This window comes from Nannocystis bainbridge (assembly GCF_028368995.1).
Classification (GTDB): Bacteria; Myxococcota_A; Polyangia; order Nannocystales; family Nannocystaceae; genus Nannocystis; species Nannocystis bainbridge.
This window is the reverse complement of record NZ_JAQNDL010000001.1, coordinates 3537218-3558869: the sequence shown is the minus strand read 5'-3', so window position 1 is coordinate 3558869 and position 21652 is coordinate 3537218. Positions and strand designations below refer to the sequence as shown.

Sequence of the window (21652 nt, the reverse complement as noted above, 5' to 3'; positions counted from 1 at the left end):
ACCGTGCGCCGGTCTCGAGGACCCGTTGACCGCACGCACCGCGAAGAGCAAGTCCGCCGCGAAGAAGACCCAGGCCGCCCAGGCCGACGTGCACGCCCTCTACGAGCGCGCCGTCCAGGACCCGGGCAGCGACGTCAAGTTCTTCAACCGCATCTACAAGAAGCTCCGCGGCCACGACCCGGTGTCGCTGCGCGAAGATTTCTGCGGCACCGCGGTGCTGTGCGCCGAATGGGTCAAGAGCGGGGCCGACCGCACGGCCCTCGGCGTCGACCTGTCGCAGGAGACGATCAACTGGGGCCTGGAGCACCGCATCGTCCCCGCCGGCCGCAACGTCGCCAGCCGCGTCTCGCTGCTCTGCGCCGACGTCCGCGAGGTCAAGAAGCCCAAGGTCGACATCGCCTGCGCGCTCAACTTCTCCTACTACTGCTTCAAGCGCCGCGACGAGCTGCTCGACTACTTCCGGGCCGTGCACGCCGGTCTCGCCAAGGACGGGCTGTTCTTCCTCGACCTGCTCGGCGGCACCGAGGCGATCGTCGAAGGCTCGACCGACAACGACCACGGCGACTTCATCTACCGCTGGGAGCAGGCCCGCTTCGACGCCCTGACCCACGATTTCCTGTGCCACATCCACTTCCTGTTCCCCGACGGCTCCAAGCTGCTCGAGGCCTTCACCTACGACTGGCGCCTGTGGATGGCCCCCGAGCTGCGCGACCTGCTGCTCGAGGCCGGCTTCTCCAAGGTCCACGCCTACTGGGAGAAGACCAACGCCGAGGGTGAGGGCACCGGCGTGTTCTACGAGCCGGACTACGTCGAGAACCAGGAGATCTGGTGGACCTACCTGGCCGCCGAGCGCTGACGCAACCTGTCTGAACGAACATGTCCAAAAAGACCGCGAAGGCCCCCGCCAAGAAGTCGCCGAAGCAGCAGCCCGCCAAGAAGCAGGCCAGCGCGGCGGCCAAGAAGAAGTCGTCGAAGCCGCCGGCGCGCAAGCGCGGGCCGACGCAGGCCGAGAGCGCCGACAAGTTCGCGCTCTACCAGCGCTCGGTCCAGTCGCCCGGCGTCGACATCGAGTTCTTCGACGCCGAGTTCCAGAAGCACCGCGGCCGCCCCCCGCTCAGCGTGCGTGAGGACTTCTGCGGCACCGCGCTGTTCTCCACCGAGTGGTGCAAGTCCGACCCGCGCCGCACGGCGCTCGGCGTCGACCTCGACGGCCCGACGCTCGAGTGGGGCCGCACCAACACCCTCGCCGGCGCGCCCCCGGACGCGGTCGAGCGCGTGACGCTGGCCCAGGCCGACGTGCGCGACACCAGCCTGCCCGCGGTCGACCTGATCGTGGCGATGAACTTCAGCTACTGCATCTTCAAGACCCGCGAGGAGCTGCGCGGCTACTTCGCCGCCGCCCACGAGAACCTGGTCGCCGACGGCGCCTTCGCGCTCGAGGTCTACGGCGGCACCGAGGCGGTGGTCGAGCTCAGCGACGAACGCGAGCTGCGCGGCGGGCTGACGTACGTGTGGGAGCAGGAGAAGTTCAACCCGATCAACCACCACACGCTGTGCCACATCACGTGGAAGTTCCGCGACGGCTCGCAGCTGTACCGCGCCTTCACCTACGACTGGCGCCTGTGGACCCTGCCGGAGCTCGGTGAGCTGCTGCGCGAGGCCGGCTTCTCGAGCGTGAAGTTCTACTTCGAGCGCGTCGAGGCCGACGAGGACGACGACGAGTACCTGACCGGCACCGGCGAGTTCGTCGAGCACACGGAGATCGAGAACCAGGAAGCCTGGCTCGGCTACGTGGTCGCGCTCAAGTGACGCGGTGAGAATGGATGCGCGCCGCCCGGGTCATCGGCGGCGCGAGTGATTGGCGAGCGCCTCGATGCGAGGCGTTCCCGGCGTGAGCGGCGGTGACCTGCGAAAAGCGCCGAGGGATGCTCGGCGCTGATCCGCGAGGGACGCCGTCACAGCGCCATGGTCGCCACGAGGTCGTGCGCGTCGGCCTGCGTCACGCGGGCCTTCACGAAATCACCCGGCTTCGCGGTCCCGTCGGTGAGCACGACCTTGCCGTCGATCCCGGGCGCCTGACCCTCGTGGCGGCCCTCGAGCAGGAACTCGCTCTCGTCGGACTCGCCGTCGATGATCACCTCGAGCACCTCGTCGATCATCTCCTCGTGGCGCTCGAGACGGATCTCCTCTTGCAGCTCCATCAGCGCCATGCGGCGCTCCTCGGCCACCTCCGGTGACACGCGGGTCGGCAGCAGGGCCGACGGCGTCCCGTCCTCGCGCGACCACGGGAACACGCCGAGGTGATCGATCGCCCCCTCCTCGACGAATTGGTAGAGCCGCTGGTACGCCGCCTCCGTCTCGCCCGGGTGGCCGACCAGCATCGTCGTCCGCAGCCAGATGTACGGCGACTGCGCCCGCAGCTTCTCGACCAGGTTGCGCACGACCTTCTCGGTGTAGCCGCGGCGCATCTTCTTGAGCACGTCGGTGTCGACGTGCTGCAGCGGCACGTCGAGGTAGGCGGCGATCTTCTCCTCGCCGGCGATCATCGTCAGCAGCTCGTCGCGGACCGTGGTGGGGAACGCGTAGTGCAGGCGGATCCACCGCAGATCGCGGACGCCGCACAGGCCGGTCAGCAGCTGCTCGATGTTGCGGGCATCGTCGAGGTCGGTGCCGTAAGTGGTGAGGTCCTGGGCGACCAGGCAGATCTCGCGGGTGCCCTGCTCGGCCAGCTGCTCGGCCTCGCGGACGATGCTGTCGATCGTGCGGCTGCGCTGCGGCCCGCGCAGCTTGGGGATGATGCAGAAGGCGCACGGCCGGTCGCAGCCCTCGGCGATCTTGACGTAGGCGCTGTGGCGCCGACCGGTCACCTGCCGCGGGGTGGTGTGATCGTAGAGGTACGCGCGCCGGCCCAGCGGGCTCACGGCCATGCGCGGGGCCTGCTCGGCGAGCACCTGCGCCAGGCCGAGCTGGTCGGCCGAGCCGAGGAAGTTGTCGACCTCGGGCATCTCGGCCGCGAGCTCCTTGGGGTAGCGCTGGCTCAGGCAGCCGGCGACCACCAGGCGCTTGGCCTCGCCCGCCGCCTTGATCTGCGCGAGCTCGAGGATGGTGTCGATCGACTCCTTCTTGGCCTCTTCGATGAAGCCGCAGGTGTTGACCACCAGCGTGTCGGCGTCCTCGGGCGAGTCGACCAGCGTGTGCCCCTGGTCGCGCACGACGCCGAGCATCACTTCCGTATCAACCTGGTTCTTGGGACAGCCAAGCGAGACGAAGTAGACCTTCTTCGGCGCGGGCGCGGACATCGGGGCAAGAGAGCACGCGCGCACCCGGGGGTCAACGCCGGCCGCTCAAGACCTTGCGCACGCCCCGGGCGGCTCACATCTGCTTCGGACAGGCGCCGCCGGCCTTCTCCAGGCCCTCCGCCCGCAGCTCGCGCCCGGTCGGCCCGTCCCCGAGCAACGAGCGCCGCCCCTCGCCGTGGCCGGCGCCCAGCACGTCGCGCAGGTACGCCTCGTAGTTGAACGTGTCCGAGTGCTCCGCCGTGTGGCAACCGAGGCACACGTCGACCGCAGCCTCGCGGCGGATCCCGAACGCCTTGCCCGCCTTCTCCGGCGACTCCGCGTGGATGCTGCCAGGCCCGTGGCAGACCTCGCACTGCACGTCCTCGAGGCCGGCGACCTCGACCACTTCCGACCCACCCGGCTGACGAAACCCGGTCACGTGGCAGCCGACGCACGACAGGTCGAACTGCTTGTTGACCTTCACCAGCGTCTCGTAGGCGCCCGCGTGGCGGGTGCCGGCCCAGTGCTCCTCGGCCTTGTCGTGGCACGCGCCGCACTGCTCGCCGCCGATGTAGCTCGCCTGGCCCTTCGCCGGCGCCGGCGGCTTCACGCCCGCGAAGCGCCGCTGGTTCTGCGTCGCCACCCACGCGTCGTAGCTGCGCAGCGCCTCGGCGCCGGCCGCGTCGACCGGCAGCTTGCAAGTGATCTTCTGCTGCTCGAACGTGACGGCCACCGCGCCCGTCGGCGCCGCGCCGGTCGTCATCGCCGCGGCGAGCGTCGCGCGCTCCTGCTCGAGCCGGGCGATGTACCCCGGATCGGCGCCGGGATCGGCGCGGAACTTGGTGAGCCGCGCGTCGAGCCGCTCGAGCTCCCTGGTCTGCACCGCGGCCGACGGCTGGACCTTCCACGCGTCGGGCCCGGGCATCGCCGCGAGCGCCGACGGATCGATCGAGAGCCGCACGTGCGTCAGCGTCTGCGCCTGGTCGCCCGGCTCCAGCACCCAGCCGTGGCCGACGCGGGTCGCCGGAGCGCCGAGCCGCGCCTTTTCGGTGCCCTCCGGCACGCCCGTCACCACGATGTCCGCCCCCGGCACGCCCTCGGCGATCTCGACCGCCGCGGCGCGCGTGCCATGGACCAGCACGATCACCACGTCGGCCCCGGCCGCCCGCATCGCCGCGACCTCACGCTGGGCCGCGCTCTTGGTCGGCTCGAGCGGCCCGAGCAATTTGATCGCCTCCGGGCTCGGCTCATGCACCGCGGTCACGCCGAACTGCAGCGCCGGCTTGCCGTCGAGCCCGGGGACATCGACCACGCGGTGCGGCACCACCCCCGCGTCGTCGAACGCGCGGCTGTTGGCGAGCACCCGCGGCAGCGGCCACTTCTTCAGCGCCTCCTGCGCAAGCGGGCTCGAAAGGTCGTTGGCGCCCACGCCCGACACCAGCGAACCGCCCAGCGACGCGAACCGCTCCTGGAGCGCGTCGGCCCGCTGATACGCCTGCGCCCACGCCGCCTCGTCGGGCGGCGCCTCCGGCCCCTTGGGGTCGGGGATCAGGAGCCCGCCCGGCTCGACGACCAGGCGTCGCTGCGCGTCGAGGTCGTGCCCGAGATAGCCGAACACGTACTGCAGCCCGCCCAGCGGCTCGGTGGTGCAGCCACACGGGGCCACCGCCCCCATCACCCGGGCGAAAGCCACCAGGTCGATCGTCAGCCGCGCAGGGGCGGCCGCCGGCTCTACATGGGTGGTCTTGGTCGGCCCGGAACCCGGGCCGCCGCAGGTCGCACAGGCCAGGATGGCCGAGGTCACGATCGCGGCGAGCCCGGCAAACGCGCGGGGGCGGGACCCGAGGACGGCGAGGCCGGCGGCGCGGGGAGGGGAGATCGGCATGGTCGCGGGGGCGGAGATCTTAGATCGCGCCGCCGCCGACGCCGCTTCGCGGGAGGGGACATTGCGCACGTCCGCCCCCGCCCAGCCGGCTTTGCCTGCCCGCCGGGGCGAGGTATACGCCTCCGCCAGCGGCGTCGCCCGTCTCCCGGGCTATCGCGCGCAGCGACTTGACCCGCGCACGGCGAGCCGTTTAGGCTTCGCACCCCTTTTCGCCTCCGGCGCACGATCTCCAGCAAAGCACGCACTCATGGCCGTCAAGATCAGGCTCGCCCGCATGGGCTCCAAGAAGCGTCCCTACTACCGCATCGTCGCCGCCGACGCCCGCAGCCCGCGCGACGGTCGCTTCCTCGAGCGCCTCGGGACCTACGACCCGCACGCCGAGTCGGTCACCCTCAATGCGCCCCGCGTCGAGTACTGGGAGAGCCAGGGTGCCTCGCCGACCGACACCGTCGAGCGCCTGCTCCGTCGCGCGCGCAACATCGCCGCCGGCAAGGCCCCCCGGGCCGCCAAGCCGAAGACCAAGAAGACCGAGACGAAGTAGGCCTCCCGGCCCGCGTTCCTCGTCCGGTCCCTCGTCCTCGCGCCTCGCCCCGTCGCGCTCGCATGAGCCGCGACGGTGCTACACCCCCCGGAGGCACCCATGCCCGCAGCGTCCGCGAACATCTCCCTCAAGGACCTCGTCGAGTTCCTCGCGCGTGCCCTCGTCGATCGTCCCGACGAAGTTCACGTCTCCGAGATCGCCGGCGAGCAGACCGTGGTGCTCGAGCTCCGCGTCGCCCGCGACGACCTCGGCAAGGTCATCGGCAAGCAGGGGCGCACCGTCAAGGCCATGCGCTCGCTGCTCAGCGCCGCTTCGGCCAAGCTCCGCAAGCGCGCCGACCTCGAGATCCTCGAGTAGCCGGAGGCCGCCGTGTCGGGCCGCTCCGCCGCGATCGCCGTCGCCGAGGTCTCCGCGCCGCACGGCGTTCGCGGTCAGCTTCGTTTCCACCTCTTCGACCCCGACTCGCGCGCCCTGAGGCGCGGCTTGCGGGTCGAGCTCCGGCCATCCGGTAGCCCCGAAGGACATGCCCGATCGGACATGTCCTTCGTGATCGTCTCGGTCGAGCCGATCCCCGGCAAGCCGTCGGCGCGCGTCCAGCTGGACGGGGTCGCCGACCGCGACCATGCCGAGCGCCTGCGCGGGCTCGAGGTGTGGGTCGCTCGCGCCGATCTGCCTGCGCTGGCCGAGGACGAGTTCTACATCTCCGACACGATCGGCCTCCCGGTCGAGCGCGTGCACGCGGACGGCCGCACCCAGGCGCTCGGGGTCGTCGCCGGTGTCACCAGCAATGGGGTGCAAGATCTGCTCGAGGTCGAGTGGACGCGCCCCGACGGTCGCCGCGACACCTGGCTCTTGCCCGCGCTGCCGCAGTTCATCGCCGACCTCGACGGTGAGCGCCTGCGCGTCGACCTGCCGCTCGGTCTCCTGCCCGACGCCCTCGAGGAGGGCGGAGAGGCGCCGTGAGCGGCCAGACCTTCGAGGTCTTCACGCTGTTTCCCGAGGCCGTGGCCGGTTTCCTGCGCGGCGGCCTGGTCGGCAAGGCGGTCGCACGCGAGCTCGTCAGCGTGCATTGCACCGACTACCGCGAGTTCGCCACCGACCGCTACCGCACCGTCGACGACGCCCCGTACGGCGGCAGCCCGGGCATGGTGATGAAGATCGAGCCGGTCGTCGCGGCGCTCGAGCACGTCACGCGCGAGCGCGGGCCGATGCACCGGATCCTCCTCACCCCCGCCGGCCCGCGCTTCGACCAGCGGGTCGCCGAGCGGCTCGCCACGGTCCCGCGGATCGGCCTCCTGTGTGGCCGCTACGAGGGCATCGACGACCGCGTGCGCGAGCACTTCGTCGACGAGTGCCTGTCGATCGGCGACTTCGTCCTCAATGGCGGCGAGGTCGCCGCGCTAGCGATCATCGAGGCCGTCGCCCGTCTGCGCGAGGGCGTGCTCGGCAACCCCGAGTCGGCCGCGCGCGACAGCTTCTCGCTTCAGGACATGTCGTCCGAGACATGTCCTGAAGATCATGGTGCCTGGCTCGAGCACCCGCACTTCACCCGCCCGCCCGACTTCCGCGGCCTCGGTGTACCCGACGTGCTGCTCGCCGGCGCCCACGCCGAAGTCGCTCGCTGGCGCCGCGAGCAGGCCTGGCGGCGCACCTGGGCCCTGCGGCCCGACCTGCGGCCGCAGCGGTCGCTGCCCGCGGGTGCGCCGGTCTACCTCGTCGCGCAGTTCGGGCAGGGCGAAAAGGACATGTCCGAAAGGTCAGCCCTGCTCGCCGCCCTAGCCGCTGCCGCGAGCGCCGGCGGGGCGGAGCTGCGGGTCGTCGCGCCGGGTCGGGCCTCCGACCTCGGCGACGTCCCCCGCGCGGCCCAGTTTCGCAGCCTCAAAGATCTCGCCCGCGAACTCCGCCGTCGCCACGGCGCCGCCCCGCGGTTGGTCGCGCTCGGTCCCGCGGACGGGCTGCCGCTCGCCCGCGGAGCCGCGCCGTTGCTCGATCTGCTCGCGGCCTCGGGAACGGGAGATCTCTCAGCGCCGCTCGTACTGGTGCTGGCCTGCGCCGGTACGGGAGATCTCGCACGGCCCGTCACGAACGCCCCGGGAGCCGCCTCTGCGCCCTCATCCACGGGCCTCCGGGGGCTCGAGGCGGCGTTTTCACCGGTGATTCTGCAGGCGTCCAAACTCGCCGCGGGACTTGCAGAAACGACCCCGATGAATGACTCTTCCGGCCCCCAGCCGGTGGAAGCGGCAGCACGTCTTGTCGCCGACGCACTGGCTGAACTCAAGACTTGCCGCTCCACGCGCCCTTCGGAGCTCCGCCATGAGCAACAGTAACCCGTTGATTGAAGCGATCGAGGCCTCCTACAAGCGGGCCGATGTCCCCGAGTTCCGTCCCGGTGACACCATTCGCGTCCACGCGAAGATCTCCGAAGGCGGCAAGGATCGCATCCAGGTCTTCCAAGGCGTCTGCATCCACCGCAAGCGTGGCGGCGCCCGCGGCTCCTTCACCGTTCGGAAGATCTCCCACGGTGTCGGCGTCGAGCGCGTCTGGGCGGTCAACTCGCCCCGCGTCGTGAAGGTCGAGCTCGTCAGCCGCGGCAAGGTCCGCAAGGCCAAGCTCTACTACCTGCGCAACCTCAGCGGCAACGCCGCCCGCATTCGCGCCCGCCTCGGCGGCTACGGCAACGAAGGGCTCGCCTCGGCCAGCAGCGAGTCGACCGAGCCCCAGGGCGACTGAGCCACGATGCCCGCGCCACCCTCTACCCGGGTGCGCGGCCAACTGGCGGAGGAACAGGCCGCACGCTTCCTTGAGGCGCGCGGCCTCCTCGTCGTCGACCGCAACGTCCGCGCGGGTGGTGTGGAGCTCGATTTGGTCGGGCTCGTGCCTGCCGGCGTGGACGATCGCGTCGACACATACGTATTCGTGGAGGTCCGCAGCCGCGGAGACGATCGGGCCGGCACGCCGGAGGAGACGGTCGACTCGCGGAAGCAGGCCCGGCTGCGACGCGGTGCAGCGGCGTGGCTGGTCGGCCGCGACTTGTGGGAGACCGTGGCCGTGCGCTTCGACGTCGTCAGCGTGCTGACGAGCGACGACTCGCTCGCTGCCGAAGACGACCCACGCGAGAAGGCCCCGCGGATCTCTTGGATCCCCGGGGCCTTCGAAGCGGATCGAAATCCGTGACGCGCTAGGCGCCGGTGGTGTCGGCGGGCGGCGGCGTGGGCATCATCTCGTCCTCGCAGATCGGCTTGCCGTTCTGGTCGGTCGGGAGCGCCGCGCACTGCGTGGCGAGCTCGTCGACGGTGCCCTGCGACAGGTCGTCGTTGCACACGCAGAGCTTCTGGCAGCAGAACTCGCCGAGCTTCTGGATCTGCACGCAGCTGAAGCCGGCCTCGCAGTTGGACTCCTGCGCGAGCACTTGCTTGCCGAGGCCGCCGTCCTGGCAGTCGGTGTCGGACGAGCAGGTCTTCGAGCACATCGAGCGCTCGAGCACGTAGGTCGACGAGAGCTCGCACTTCGACTCGACGCACTGGAAGCGGGCCTTGCCGTCGTCGCTGGCCGCGTTGCACATCTCGTCGGTCGTGCAGGGGGCGGCCGGCGGGTCCTTCTCGTCGGCGTAGACGCAGAGGAGGTCGTTGCAGCTCAGGGCCGGGAAGGTCACGACCTTGTCGGCCGGCGGGTCGACGTCGCCATGATTGCAGGGCGCGCCGACATCGCCCTTCGGACAGGCGGCGAGGAGCGGCACGAGGAGCAGGGCGCCCAACGCGTTGGCGACGGTGCGCAAGAGAGCAGGCGTGCGAGTGACTTGCATGTGGCGTCTCAGTCTTGGCGGCCGAACAGGTTTCCCATCGTACACTGCCGGACCATAGGGTCAAGCGCTGCGAAACGCCGTAGAAGCCATGCGCGCCGACCTCAACGTGGCTGTAGCGTGACAAAGCCGGCCAAACTCGGGCGCGCCCGTCCGCGCGTGCCCGCCGGAGCGCGTCGGCGCCGCCCCGACCGCGACGCCGGTTCGCGCCGAGAAGCGTCCGCACGGGCTCTTGGACCTCGATCGCCGGTGGTCCCGGCACCCCGGGGGGGCGGCGATGGCGAACGCTGCTCGGCGACGAATATCCGGGATCTGCAGGTGGGCGATCTCCGTCTTGCCCTCGCATCGCGCTGCGATGCCTGCAGGTGCCGTTCTGCCCGTCGACCCGTGTAAAAAATCACGAATCCTCGTCGAGGCCGTTCCGGAATTTTTACGAGCCCGCCGGAACCTCCGCAGATCGGCGGAAGCTGGGCCCCGTTGCAGGTCGGCGAGCGGTTCATCGGCTCCGGGGTGTGCAGCCTCGGTTCGGGGCCGTCATCGGGTCGCTGCGCGAAAACCTCCGCGGCCCTCGGCTTCTTCCTCTCCGTGCGCTCGACTCTCCAAACCCTTCGCGGCTGGCTCTTGCGGCTGTGAGCGCGCCGCTGGTATCGTCCGAAAACCCCTATGAAGGCCCGCAGTGCCCCGCGCAGGTCCGCCTACCCCGGCCTGCAACTTTGTGATTGAGGGTCTGCTCTCGGATCGCCGAAACTCCGCACGCCTAGGACGCATCGACCGCATGAAATCGCTCCGCCAACTGACGTCCACCACTCTTCTCAGCCTTTGCGCCACGTGGGCCCTGTACGCGGCGCCGGCTGTGGCAGGTCCCCCGCCCCCGCCTCCGGCGAAGGGCCCGGCCGTCCCGCCGCCCTCCGCAGGCCCGGCTGTCCCGCCGCCCTCGGGTCCGGTGGCTGCACCCAGCAACCCCGACGGCGCTGCCACGGGCGTGCTGGCCGAGGCCGAGGACAAGTACAAGGCCGAGGATTACCAGGGCGCTGCCGTCATCTTCCACGCGGTCGCGAGCGGCAAGACCCCTGGCGACAAGTCGCGCGCGCAGTTCTGGCTCGGCAAGACGCTGTACAAGCTGCAGTACTACGCCGTCTCGCTGGCCGTCTTCAGCGAGATCGTGACGACCGGCCCGAGCCACCCGTACCACAAGCTCACCTTGCCGTGGCTGGCGTCGCTGAGCCGCGAGCTGCCGGAGGGCGCGGGCGTGCTCGAGAAGGTCGGTACGTACAAGCCGACCGAGCTCGAGGACTCGGCCTTCGACGAGGTGCGCGACGAGCTGTACTACCTGCTCGGCCGCTTCTACTACCAGAAGGGCGACCTCGGGCAGTCGATCGCGCTGCTCGGCCAGGTGCCGGACAACAGCGACTACTACATCCCGGCGCAGTTCTTCCTCGGCGTCGCCGAGACGCGCGAGTTCCACGGCCCGCAGGCGGTCGAGGCGTTCAAGAACGTCCTCCGCAAGAACATCTCGCTACGCGAGGGTTGGGCCAAGGACAAGAAGAAGCGCAAGAAGGAAGCCAAGGCCAAGGCCAAGCTCGCCAAGAAGAACAAGCAGAAGCAGGTCGCCGGCGAGATCGAGGAGCTGAGCTTCGAGGAGGAGATGCAGCGCTACGAGGAGCGGGCCAACCTCGCCCTCGGCTACATCTTCTACCAGGTCGGCAAGTACGACACGGCGCTGAAGTACTACGACAAAATTCCGCTGGCCTCGCCCTACTGGCTCGATTCGATCCTCGCGTCGTCGTGGACGGAGTTCCGCCTCGTCGAGGTCGAGCCGGAGCAGTCGAACATCCACTACCAGCGCACGCTCGGGTACATCCACACGCTCAACGCGCCGTTCTTCTACGACTACCTGTACCCCGAGTCGATCATCCTCAAGGCGGTCACGTACTACTTCAACTGCCGCTACCAGCCCGCGAAGCTGGCGATCGAGGAGTTCAACCGCAAGTACCCGAAGACCCGCGACGACCTCAAGGACCTGCTCGCCAAGGCGCCCGAGGACTTCGCGCTGTTCGACCTCAGCGTGAAGATCCGCAACAGCGAGTCGAAGCTCGACCCGTTCGTCGAGGAGGTCGCTCAGAAGTCGCTGCAGGACAAGACGCTCGAGAAGAACTACGCGTTCGTCAACGAGCTGGTGCGCGAGCAGGGTCAGCTCGAGGACGCCAAGTCCGACTTCAAGGGCAGCCCGCTCGCCGAGCAGATCACGGAGACGCTCGACGGCTTGCTCTCGCTGGGCAAGGAGTCGACCGGCGCCCTCGCGCGTAACCGGTTGGTCCAGCAGATCCAGCAGATCAACGACCTCGAGCGCGAGGCGATCAAGATCGAGTACGAGATCTTGAACCGCATCAAGGCCGGCGACGCCGGCGCAGCAACCGAGCGCCGTCCGGTGCGACCGAAGGTCGACGCCGAGCACGAGATCTACAACTACAACGGCGAGTACTGGAAAGACGAGCTCGGTTACTACAACTACAAGGTTACTAGCCGCTGCAAGGAGGAGTAGCCGCGGCGGCGCCGGCGAGGTCATGCGCGCGACCTCGCCGGCGTTTGACAAGAGCCAGCAACAAGGCCGGGTCCCGTGGACCCGCCATCTGAGGTAGAGGTCCATGAAGCCACACAGCCATCCCCGCAAGTTTCGCAAGCTGAACATCCTGAGCGGCGTCGGTCTCGCGGTGGTCGTCTTCGCCGCCGCGGCTCCTGCCAGCGCGCAGGCCCCGGCGGAGGGCGGCGCCGAGGCGAACAGTGCCGTCAAGTACAACCGCAAGTCCGGCAAGGTCCGCACCAAGGACACGCTCGACACGAAGTTCAAGGAAGAGAAAGAGCGGCAGGAGAAAGAGACCAAGCGCCGCGTCGACATGATGGAGGGGCAGGAGTTCGCCAAGAAGCGCGCCGCGGTCGCCCAAGAGATCGCCGACACGCAGATCGAGCAGCTCAAGCGCCTCCTCAACGCGACCGACAAGTCTCACCCGGACTACCCGGACCTGCTGTACCGCCTGTCGGACCACTTCCTCGAGAAGAAGGCGTACTTCGAGACCCAGTCCGGCGCCCTCTACGACCCGATCTTCCAGGCGGAGGAGGCCAAGCAGAAGGGCAAGGCCGACCAGCTCAAGGCCAAGCAGGCCAAGTTCGACGCGCAGTCCAAGGCCGCCAGCGAGCAGGCCGTCAAGCTCTACAAGGCTCTCGTCACCGACCCCGGCCTCAGCAAGTACAAGCGCCTCGACGAGGCCCTGTACTTCTACGCGTTCGAGCTCGGCCAGCTCAAGCGCGAGCAGGAGATGAAGGACGCGTACATCCGGCTGATTCAGGACTACCCGAACAGCCAGTACATCCCGAACGCGTACCTCAGCTTCGCCGACTACTACTTCGCCCAGAGCAAGATCGGCGACGCCCTCCAGCTGTACGAGAAGGTCATCACCTTCAAGGACAGCCCGGTCTACGCCTACGCGCTCTACAAGATGGCGTGGTGTCACCTGAACCCGGTCGGCACCGCCGACCCGCGCTACGACCTCAGCCTCGACTTCTTCGTCAAGACGATCACCGCGACCCTCGAGGGCCGCGCCGGCAGCGAAGCGAACGCCAGGCAGCTGCGCCGCGACGCCCGTCGCGACCTCGTCCGCGCCTTCGTCATGTCGGGCAAGCCGTCCAAGGCGTGGGAGTTCTTCCAGAAGGTCGGCGACGGCCCCAAGGAAGACGAGAACATGTCCCGCAAGATGATGGAGCTGCTCGCAGTCCAGTACTTCGGGCAGGGCATGTACACCGAGTCGACGTACACCTATCACAAGCTGCAGGAGCTGTTCCCCGAGGACCCGCAGACCTGTGAGTGGCAGGGCCGCGTCGTCATCAACGCGCTGGCGACCGACAACAAGGAAGTCCAGTGGACCGAGACGGCGCGCCTGGGCGAGTACTGGGACAAGTTCAAGAACGGGTCGCAGAAGGAAGCCGTCAAGCGCAAGTGCCGAGACGAGACGCTCGACACGATGAAGCAGATGGCCACCGTGTGGCACGACGAGGCCGAGAAGACCAAGAACGAGGCCACGTACACGCTCGCCGAGCGGGCCTACGAGGGCTTCCTCAAGACCTTCCCGAAGGACAAGGACTCGTACGAGATCCAGATGTTCTACGCGGAGCTGCTGTGGGCTCGCGCCAGCTCGCTCGTCAGTGACAAGAAGACCAAGCCCGACGGCCTGACCAAGTTCCGTCGCGCCCACGAAGAGTTCGTCAAGGTCCTCGAGATCAACCCCGAGGGCAAGTTCACGCAGGACGCTGCCTACGCGCAGATGTTGGCGATGAAGAACGCCCTCGAGTACGACGAGACGGGCGGTCAGGCGAAGTCCTGCAAGACGAACGCCGAAGGTCTTTGCGTCTACAAGGAAAAAGAGAAGAAGAAGAAGACCAAGACCGACGAGAACACCAAGGGCGATCAGAATCTTTCGTACCCGGAGAGCGACTACGCCGAGGACGAGAAGAAGATGATCGAGGCGTACGACATCTACCAGAAGTACGTCAAAGACCCGAAGGACCCCGAGCTGCCCAAGATCGTCTACCACCGGGCGAAGCTCATGATGGTGCACAACAAGTTCCAGGAGGCGCGCCCGCTCCTGGAGGAGATGGTCGTCAAGTTCGACGGCTCCATCTACGCCGCTTGGTGCTCCGAGATGCTCCTCGACATCCTGACGATCCGCTGGATCGACAAGAATCTGACGCCCGAGGAGGCGATCAAGGCATCCGACGACCTCGAGACGTGGTCGAAGAAGATGCAGAAGATGAAGGTCTACACGCATCCTGAGGCCGACGAGCTGAAGGAAGCGATCCCGCGGCTCCTCGCCGGCATCGGCTGGAAGAAGGGCATGACCTACCTCGAGGCCGGCCGGAAGGGCGACCCCGACGGCTACCGCAAGTGCGCCGAGCAGTTCATCGCCATCTACAACGAGTACGGCGACGCCCACGAGAAGGCCTCGACGCTGATCTGGAACGCGGCCGAGTGCTACGAGGCGGCCTTCCTGCTCGGTCAGTCGGTTCGCTTCCGCAAGATCCTGCTCGAGAAGTTCCCGACCAGTCAGCACTACCAGGAGACGCTGTCGAACCTCGCCGGCAACTACCAGGCCATCGCGATGTACGACAAGGCCGCGCAGCACATGGAGCTGTACGCGGAGAAGTACATCAAGGACAAGCAGTCGCCCGACTACCTGCGCAACGCCTACCTGTTCCGCCTCGGCCTCGGCCAGGACCAGCAGGCCAGCGCCGACCTGTCGAAGTACGAGGGTCTCTACCGCAAGGACAACCCGGAGCTCGCCGCCAAGATCTTCTGGTCGAAGCACGACATCCTCAAGACCGAGGACGAGAAGCTCCGGCACGCCGAGGAGTACCTCAAGATCTACGGCAAGAACGGCGGCCTGGACCGTCGCATCGTCGCCGAGGCCAACATCGGCCAGATCCTGTGGCGCCAGTCGTGCGCCGAGGGCCTGCTCTACGACTCGTGCATCACCATCAAGCGCAAGAAGGCGCAGGCCGGTGACAAGGCCCGCGCCGCCGCCGAGGCGCTGAAGAAGAAGGTCAAGAAGGGCACCGAGAAGAAGGGCGCCGCCGCTTCGGCCAGCAAGAAGCAGGACATCCCGGAGTACTGCGGCTCGGCCACCTCCGGCATCATCACCGTCCACTCCCGCAACAAGAAGAAGGCGGAAGAGGCGCAGAAGTACTTCGACAGCGTGCTCAAGCTGGCGAAGAGCAAGATCAACGTGCCCGAGGAGGACCGCGACCGGCGCGAGGACTTCGCCAACGCCGTCGCCATGTCGGGCGTGTACAAGGCCGACCGTCAGTACGAGGACTACCTGAAGATCGAGATGCCGGGCGGCCTCAGCTTCTTCGTCGAAGAGTGGAAGAAGGACGCCGGCCTGCCGAAGTGGGAGAAGGAATACAAGGAGCAGGTCGCGAAGAAGGCCGACTCGACCAAGCGCTTCCTCGAGTTCTACGAGAAGAAGACCAAGCAGGGTCAGGCGCTGCAGCAGCAGTACGACGGCATCGTCAACGCCAAGCAGAGCCCGTACTGGATGCTCGCCGCCGCCGCCCGCTCGGCCATGGTCTCGCAGAACTACGCGGATCAGCTCTATCGCGCCGAGGTGCCGAAGGAGTTCAAGACCGAGGAGCAGGCCTACGCCTTCTGCGACGAGCTCGGCGACAAGGCCCAGCCGATCCAGGAGGACGCGGTCAAGAAGTTCTCGTTCTGCCTCGAGCGTTCGACGACCTTCCAGTTCTTCAACGAGTTCTCCCGCCTGTGCGAGGAGGAGCTCCAGCAGCGCGAGCCCGACAAGTATCCGGCGACCGAAGAGATCTTCGGCGTCTCGCAGTACACGGCGAGCCGCCCCGATCGCGTGGACGTGCAGCTCGACCTCGAGGGTGAGAAGCGCAAGGCGAGCGTCGGCGCCGCGGCCGAGAAGCCGGCTGAGAAGCCCGCCGAGAAGGCCGACGACGGCGACGAGGACAGCGAGTGAGGCCGGCAGCAGCCAGCAAAGGAGCGACCACCATGCGTAACCTGATCAAGATCGCAAGCATCGGCGCCCTGGCTGTCGCATTGACGGCCTGCGGGAAGAACAAGACCAGCACCAACACCCCGGACGGTGGCGGTGGCGGTGGCGGCGGCGGCGGCGGCCCGAGCGGGCCCGCGCCGGCCGAAGCCTCGAAGGAGGCGAAGAACGACTTCGCAGCGGCCGTGAAGACCTACAACGCGGCCAAGAGCGACGGGAAGATCAGCGGCGACGAGTGCGAGCGCGTCGCGGGCGCGTTCCAGAAGGTCTACAAGACTCACGGCGTGCAGATGGCGCTGGCGCAGTTCAACTCGGGCGTCGTCTACGAGGAGTGCGGCCAGTCCGATAAGGCCGAGGGCATCTACGCCCAGCTCATCTCGCAGGCGCCCAAGTTCGACCTCGCCTACAACAACCTCGGCGTCATCTACTGGAAGAAGGGCCAGGAGTCGAAAGCCCTCGACATGTTCAAGAAGGGCGTCGAGGCCAACAAGCTGTCGGCCCGCGCCGCCCGCAACAACGTCGCCGGCCTGCTGCGCAACCAGTACGCCAGCAACACCGACGTCAACGCCTTCAACGAGGCGGAGAAGTCGATCCAGGGCGTGCTGGCCCTCGACTCGGGCAACCAGGCCGCCTACGAGAACCTCGCGCGCATCTACTACGACCGCGGTCACAGCAAGGACAAGTCGTATCTGGTGCTCGCGAACCTCGTGGTGACCCAGGGCGTCCGCGTGCTCAAGACCGAGAGCCGCGAGTCCGCCGACCTCTACAACATCCAGGGCCTGCTGCTGCTCGAGCGTCAGGACCAGGTCAACGCCCTCAAGGCGTTCAAGGAGGCGGTGCGAGTCGAGGCCAACCATGTCGAGGCGAACCTCAACATCGGCTTCATCTCGATCCGCTTCCGCGACTACGCGACGGCCGAGAAGGCGTTCGAGATCGCGCTGAAGGACTCGCGTCAGGCCAAGAACACCGAGGCGCACCTCGCTCTCGGCGTGGCGCAGCGCGGCCTGAGGAAGTTCAAGGAGGCCGAGGCGTCGTACAACAAGGCGCTCAAGCTCAATGCCTCCGATCCGCGCCCGATCTACAACCTCGGCGTGCTGTACCAGGATCACATCAGCACCCAGGACACCGTCGACACCGCGCAGAACGAGAAGCTGATCAACGTCGCCAAGGGCCACTACAACAAGTTCATCGAGACGGTGAAGAGCGACAAGAAGTGGTCCCAGCAGGTGCTGCTGGCCAAGGACCGCATCGCCACCATCGATGAGACCATCGCCTTCAACCGCGTCTCCGAGGAGATGATGAAGAAGGCCAAGGAGCTCGAGGCGATCGCGAAGAAGCAGGAAGAGGAAGAGCGCAAGCGACTCCTCGATCTCGAGAAGCAGGCCGAGGCCGCCGAGGCCGCCGGCAGCGCTCCGGCGCCCAGCGCTCCGCCCGCCGGCGGCGCCGCGGCTCCGAAGTAAGCAGCGCTCGTCATTCGCGCATGAGGGGCGGCCGGACGGCCGCCCCTTTTTCTTTTGGGTCACGCGTCCGGAGCGATCTCGCAGCCAAACCCGCCTCGCCCCGTGTCCGCGCTCGCCGGCCACCGCATCACAAGGGCCGGTCGTTTACAAGGCTGGCCCGAGCGAGGTATGGTGCGTGAAGGTCCCAGGGGGACCGTTCCACGAGGTTCATCATGCGGCTCGCTCTGATCACTCTGCTGACCACCCTCTTCGCCTCGACCACCGCCTTCGCGGCTCCGGCCAGCGACCAGGACGCCGACTCCGCGGCCAACAAGGGCAAGGGCAGCGGCACCACGGTCTACGACTTCGACGACGACAACGTCGACGGCGAGCTGCTCTCGCCCGAAGGCGCCAACGTCGCCTCGCGCGGCCGCACCAAGCACGCCAGCCTCATCACCATCCGGCCGCACTTCATTCCCGAGCTCATCAAGATGGCCAACGATGTGTGATCCGGGCCTGACGCCCGTGCTTTCACTCACGTTTCTTTTTTGAACAAGCGCCCGAACCCCGGGAACCGCCACCGAAGCCCGCTGTCTCTGCCCGCGCAATCCGCCGGACCGAGGACCGACCATGTCCACCAAGACGCTCGCTATCAAAGTCTTTTACGGCGACCAGCTCGTCGACACCCAGACGCTGACACAGGATGTCATCAAGATTGGCAAGCTGAAGAGCAGCCATGTTTGCCTGGATGACGAGGCCGTGGCCCGCATGCACGCCGTGATCGAGGTGTCCGGCGAAGAGGTGCGGGTGATCGATCTCGGGAGCGCGGCGGGCACCGTGCTCAACGGCCAGCGGATCGACAAGAACGCGGTGCTGCACGATGGCGACGCCTTGAACTTCGGGCCCTACCGGCTCGAGGTCGGCTTCGTCCGGCAGCAGGCCGCGGTCGCGCCGGCCCCGTCGCAGGTGGCCGCGCCCGTGGCTGTGGCGGTCGCCGCTGCGCCGATGGCCGCGCCGATGGCGACGCGGGCGCCGATCCAGATCGACCTCAGCGAGGTCGAGAATCAGGGCGGCTCGCGCGTGGCCGAGGTCGTGGCGATGTACGGCACGACGGTGCTCGACGTGCAGCACGTCGGTCAGCTGCGCAACCGCAAGTCGCAGGCGCCGATCTTCCTCGCCATCGGCGGGGCGATGCTGGTCGCTGGCGCGGCGGTGTTCTTCAGCGACGTGAACGCGGACTGGCCCGGCTACGGCAAGAAGGTCCAGGATTCGATCGAGCAGGGCACGCCGCGCCCGACCCCGCCCGGAAACGGTCTGGCGGCGATCGGCATGCTGCTGGCGATCGCGGGCCTCGTGCCGTTCAGCATGGGCCTCATCCGCACCGGCGACTACGTCAACAAGAACTTCACGATCGGCGAGGGTCACGGCGCGTCGTTCCACGTGCCGCCGGCCGGCCTGCCCGAGCCCAACGGCTTCCCGCTGGTCCGCGGCAGCGACCACGAGTTCGCGCTCAACTTCACCCAGAACATGAGCGGTGAGGTCACCTTCGACGGCCAGACGATCACGCTGCAGCAGCTGGTCGCCACCGGTCGCGCGGGCGCGCAGGGCTCGTCGTTCAGCTTCCCGCTGCCGCCCGGAGCGACGGCGCGGGTCAAGTACCAGGACGTCACCTTTTACGTGAACTCGGTCGCGCCGGGCGCGGTGATCAAGGGCGGCAGCGAGACCGACAAGCCGTTCTGGATCTACAACGGCGCCTCGTTCGTGGTCATCGGCAGCCTGCTGGTGCTCACGCACCTGATCCCCAACGAGGCCGGCAACCTCAGCCTCGACGAGATGATGGAAGAGAACCGCTTCGTCGGTTACCTCAACCAGCCCGACAAGCCGCCGGAGGAGGAGGAGCCGCCGCCGGAGGACATGGAGAACTCCGACGACGAGGCCGGCGGCACCGGTCAGCGTCACAAGGGCGAGGAGGGCAAGATGGGCAAGCCCACCTCGAAGAGCAAGTCGGGCCTCTACGCCATGAAGGGCCCCAAGGACGCCATCCCGCAGATGGCCCGTAACTTCGACCCCGACATGGCCGCGCGCCAGGCCGGCATCCTCGGGGTCATGAGCGCCGAGAGCGGCCACTTCCTCGCCTCGCCGTACGGCGGCGCGTTCGCGGTCGGCAACGACGACGCGGACGTGTGGGGCGGCCTCACCGGCACCGAGGTCGGCGAAGCGTACGGCGTCGGCGGCCTCGGCCTGGTCGGCACCGGCCGCGGCGGCGGCGGCACCGGCGAGGGCACGATCGGCCTCGGCAACACGGGCCTCATCGGCAAGGGCGGCGGCGGCGGCACGGGCTCCGGCTACGGTCGTGGCGCAGGCGCCGGCTTCGGCGGCCGCGGCACCCGCGTGCCGACGGTCCGTCAGGCCAAGGCCGAGGTCCAGGGCGCGCTCGACAAGGACATCATTCGCCGCATCGTCCGCGCGCACATCAACGAGGTCCGCTACTGCTACAACCAGGCCCTCGCGCGTGACCCCAACGCCAAGGGCCGCGTCGCCGTCCAGTTCACCATCGGCGGCACCGGCAAGGTGCCCACGGCGGTGGTCCAGGAGAGCACGTTGAAGGACCCGGCCGTCGGCTCCTGCATCGCCCAGGCGGTCAAACGCTGGACCTTCCCCAAGCCCGAAGGCGGCGGTTCGGTCATCGTCTCGTACCCGTTCGTGCTCGAGCCGGGTTGATCGAAAGCTGTCCTGAAGGACAGCCTGTCTCGAAAGCCAGGATGCCCGGCCACGCCGGGCCTTCGGCGTTTAAGGACTGCTGGGCGTTCGGAGATCTGTCGGTGAGATCGCCCGACCCTGGCCGCGGGCTCGCGTCAACTCACGACCTGGCCGATTGCCGGGCCCAGCGGCATCTTCGGCGAGCCCGGCGCGTGTGGCGCGTTTTCGCTCGCGACCTCGGCGACCTTCTCGAAGCCCGAGAAACGCCGCGAACGATCGCGCCGACGTGCAACCTTGTCACCAGATGCCCCGCCCGTTATCATCCGCACGCGATCCGGAAAGGTCTCTGATGCGTCGTCTCTCCCCTCTGGCCGCTCTCGTCGTCTCCTGTGCTGTCCTCCTGCCGGCCTGTAATGGCCTGGCGAGCCGTAACCGAGTCCAGGCGATCAACCGGATGAACGAAGGCATCCAGCTGTTCGATCGCAACAACACCGCCGGCGCCGAAAAGGCGATCCAGGACGCCATTCAGCTCGATTCGAGCTACGCGGCCGCGCATCACACCCTGGGCCAGATCTACAAGAAGCAGAACAAGCTGGTCGACGCCGAGAAGGCGTTCACGGGCGCGATCGACAACATGAAGGCCGAGCCGCAGGCCGAGTACTGGTACGACCTCGGCGCTGTGCAGCAGGCCCAGGGCGAGGCCGACGGCGTGTCGTCGTCGGAGCGCGAGACCAAGTTCAACGCCGCGATCAACTCGTTCCAAGAGGCGCTGAAGCTCGACCCGAAGATGTACCGCGCCCATTACCGCACCGGCGTGCTGTACGAGAAGCTCGATCAGCCGGAGAAGGCCGACTCCGCCTACCGCAAGACGATCGAGATCAAGCCCAGCTACAGCCCCGCGTTCGTCTCGCTCGGCAACATGTACATCGACTACGGCTTCGCCAACGTGGCGATGGCGGTGCTCGATACCGGCGCGCAGATCAACGACAAGGACGCTCGCATGTGGAACGGCCTCGGCCGCGCCCACTTCGAGCTCGGGCAGATGAAAGAGGCCATCGACGCCTACACGAAGGCCAAGGCCATCGACCCCGACGGCGCCGACGCGCTCTACGGCCTCGGCATGGCCTTCGCCGAGCTGCGCCAGCGCAAGGAAGCCAAAGAGAACCTCGAGCTGTTCCTGGGCAAGGCCGGAGACGCCCGTCCCGACCTCATCAAGGCGGCGCGCGACACCGTCGCTCGCATGCAGGACGTCATCTGAGCCCGACAGCGACGGTACCCGCGAGGCCAGGCCCCCGCGGGCCGTCGGGGACGGCTCGTCGTCTCGACTTACGCGGCCCGCCAGGCCCGACCTACCATCAGTCACCCCGCGGCTCGCCGCGGGGGTCCCCCGTCGTGTGCACGGTGGGCCCGCTGGGCTCGCCTGCGTTGAATCGTTCCGGACGCGTTGAAC

General features: G+C 68.0%; 16 protein-coding genes and 1 pseudogene. 14 read left to right on the top strand and 3 right to left on the bottom strand.

Translation table 11 applies throughout. The features are described from left to right. The first annotated feature begins 25 nt into the window (after positions 1 to 25). Positions 26 to 856, top strand: coding sequence for a class I SAM-dependent methyltransferase (locus POL25_RS13905; RefSeq protein ID WP_272086475.1), 831 nt, complete (start codon positions 26 to 28; stop codon positions 854 to 856). Positions 857 to 876: 20 nt separating this feature from the next. Beyond that, entirely contained in the window at positions 877 to 1809 is a 933-nt protein-coding gene (locus tag POL25_RS13900) for a class I SAM-dependent methyltransferase (RefSeq protein ID WP_272086474.1), read from the top strand. Between the two features lie 146 nt (positions 1810 to 1955). Here POL25_RS13900 and rimO read toward each other — a convergent pair whose 3' ends face one another. Both rimO and POL25_RS13890 read right to left on the bottom strand, forming a co-directional pair. Next, the gene (gene rimO, locus POL25_RS13895; protein ID WP_272086473.1) at positions 1956 to 3299 is read right to left on the bottom strand and encodes a 30S ribosomal protein S12 methylthiotransferase RimO; all 1344 of its coding nucleotides are present in this window, start codon (positions 3297 to 3299) and stop codon (positions 1956 to 1958) included. 73 nt (positions 3300 to 3372) lie between these two features. Next, positions 3373 to 5163, bottom strand: coding sequence for a multiheme c-type cytochrome (locus POL25_RS13890; protein ID WP_272086472.1), 1791 nt, complete (start codon positions 5161 to 5163; stop codon positions 3373 to 3375). A gap of 247 nt (positions 5164 to 5410) precedes the next feature. On the opposite strand from POL25_RS13890, the gene rpsP reads away from it, so the two are divergent. The 6 genes and pseudogenes from rpsP to POL25_RS13860 all read left to right on the top strand — a co-directional run bounded on the left by rpsP (position 5411) and on the right by POL25_RS13860 (position 8878). Further along, complete coding sequence (gene rpsP / locus POL25_RS13885; protein WP_272086471.1) at positions 5411 to 5704, top strand: 30S ribosomal protein S16; 294 nt, start codon at positions 5411 to 5413, stop codon at positions 5702 to 5704. 99 nt (positions 5705 to 5803) lie between these two features. Further along, positions 5804 to 6061, top strand: coding sequence for a KH domain-containing protein (locus POL25_RS13880; protein WP_272086470.1), 258 nt, complete (start codon positions 5804 to 5806; stop codon positions 6059 to 6061). Between the two features lie 12 nt (positions 6062 to 6073). After that, on the top strand, positions 6074 to 6667 hold the full coding sequence (gene rimM / locus POL25_RS13875) for a ribosome maturation factor RimM (RefSeq protein ID WP_272086469.1): 594 nt from the start codon (positions 6074 to 6076) through the stop codon (positions 6665 to 6667). Next, positions 6664 to 7422: pseudogene (gene trmD, locus POL25_RS44895) on the top strand (tRNA (guanosine(37)-N1)-methyltransferase TrmD); the annotation flags it as partial. The gene rimM and the pseudogene trmD, both read left to right, overlap by 4 nt. A gap of 595 nt (positions 7423 to 8017) precedes the next feature. Further along, on the top strand, positions 8018 to 8434 hold the full coding sequence (rplS, locus tag POL25_RS13865; protein ID WP_272086467.1) for a 50S ribosomal protein L19: 417 nt from the start codon (positions 8018 to 8020) through the stop codon (positions 8432 to 8434). Between the two features lie 6 nt (positions 8435 to 8440). Beyond that, positions 8441 to 8878: a YraN family protein gene (locus POL25_RS13860; protein WP_272086466.1), complete on the top strand. Its 438-nt coding sequence runs from the start codon at positions 8441 to 8443 to the stop codon at positions 8876 to 8878. Between the two features lie 4 nt (positions 8879 to 8882). On the opposite strand, the gene POL25_RS13855 is transcribed toward POL25_RS13860, so the two are convergent. Then, on the bottom strand, positions 8883 to 9506 hold the full coding sequence (locus POL25_RS13855) for a hypothetical protein (protein ID WP_272086465.1): 624 nt from the start codon (positions 9504 to 9506) through the stop codon (positions 8883 to 8885). 940 nt (positions 9507 to 10446) lie between these two features. Between POL25_RS13855 and POL25_RS13850 the strand changes: the two genes are divergently transcribed. The 6 genes from POL25_RS13850 (at position 10447) to POL25_RS13825 (ending at position 21460) form a co-directional block, all read left to right on the top strand. Continuing rightward, the gene (locus POL25_RS13850; protein ID WP_272086464.1) at positions 10447 to 12045 is read left to right on the top strand and encodes a tol-pal system YbgF family protein; all 1599 of its coding nucleotides are present in this window, start codon (positions 10447 to 10449) and stop codon (positions 12043 to 12045) included. Positions 12046 to 12148: 103 nt separating this feature from the next. Continuing rightward, positions 12149 to 16030 carry a tetratricopeptide repeat protein gene (locus POL25_RS13845; protein WP_272086463.1) on the top strand — a complete coding sequence of 1294 codons (3882 nt, stop codon included), beginning with the start codon at positions 12149 to 12151 and terminating at the stop codon, positions 16028 to 16030. Positions 16031 to 16062: 32 nt separating this feature from the next. Then, complete coding sequence (locus POL25_RS13840; protein ID WP_272086462.1) at positions 16063 to 17523, top strand: tetratricopeptide repeat protein; 1461 nt, start codon at positions 16063 to 16065, stop codon at positions 17521 to 17523. 212 nt (positions 17524 to 17735) lie between these two features. Continuing rightward, positions 17736 to 18011 carry a hypothetical protein gene (locus POL25_RS13835; RefSeq protein ID WP_272086461.1) on the top strand — a complete coding sequence of 92 codons (276 nt, stop codon included), beginning with the start codon at positions 17736 to 17738 and terminating at the stop codon, positions 18009 to 18011. 121 nt (positions 18012 to 18132) lie between these two features. Then, positions 18133 to 20223, top strand: a complete 2091-nt coding sequence (locus tag POL25_RS13830; RefSeq protein ID WP_272086460.1) for an AgmX/PglI C-terminal domain-containing protein — start codon at positions 18133 to 18135, stop codon at positions 20221 to 20223. A gap of 433 nt (positions 20224 to 20656) precedes the next feature. Next, positions 20657 to 21460, top strand: a complete 804-nt coding sequence (locus tag POL25_RS13825) for a tetratricopeptide repeat protein (RefSeq protein WP_272086459.1) — start codon at positions 20657 to 20659, stop codon at positions 21458 to 21460. The last annotated feature ends 192 nt before the right edge of the window (positions 21461 to 21652 follow it).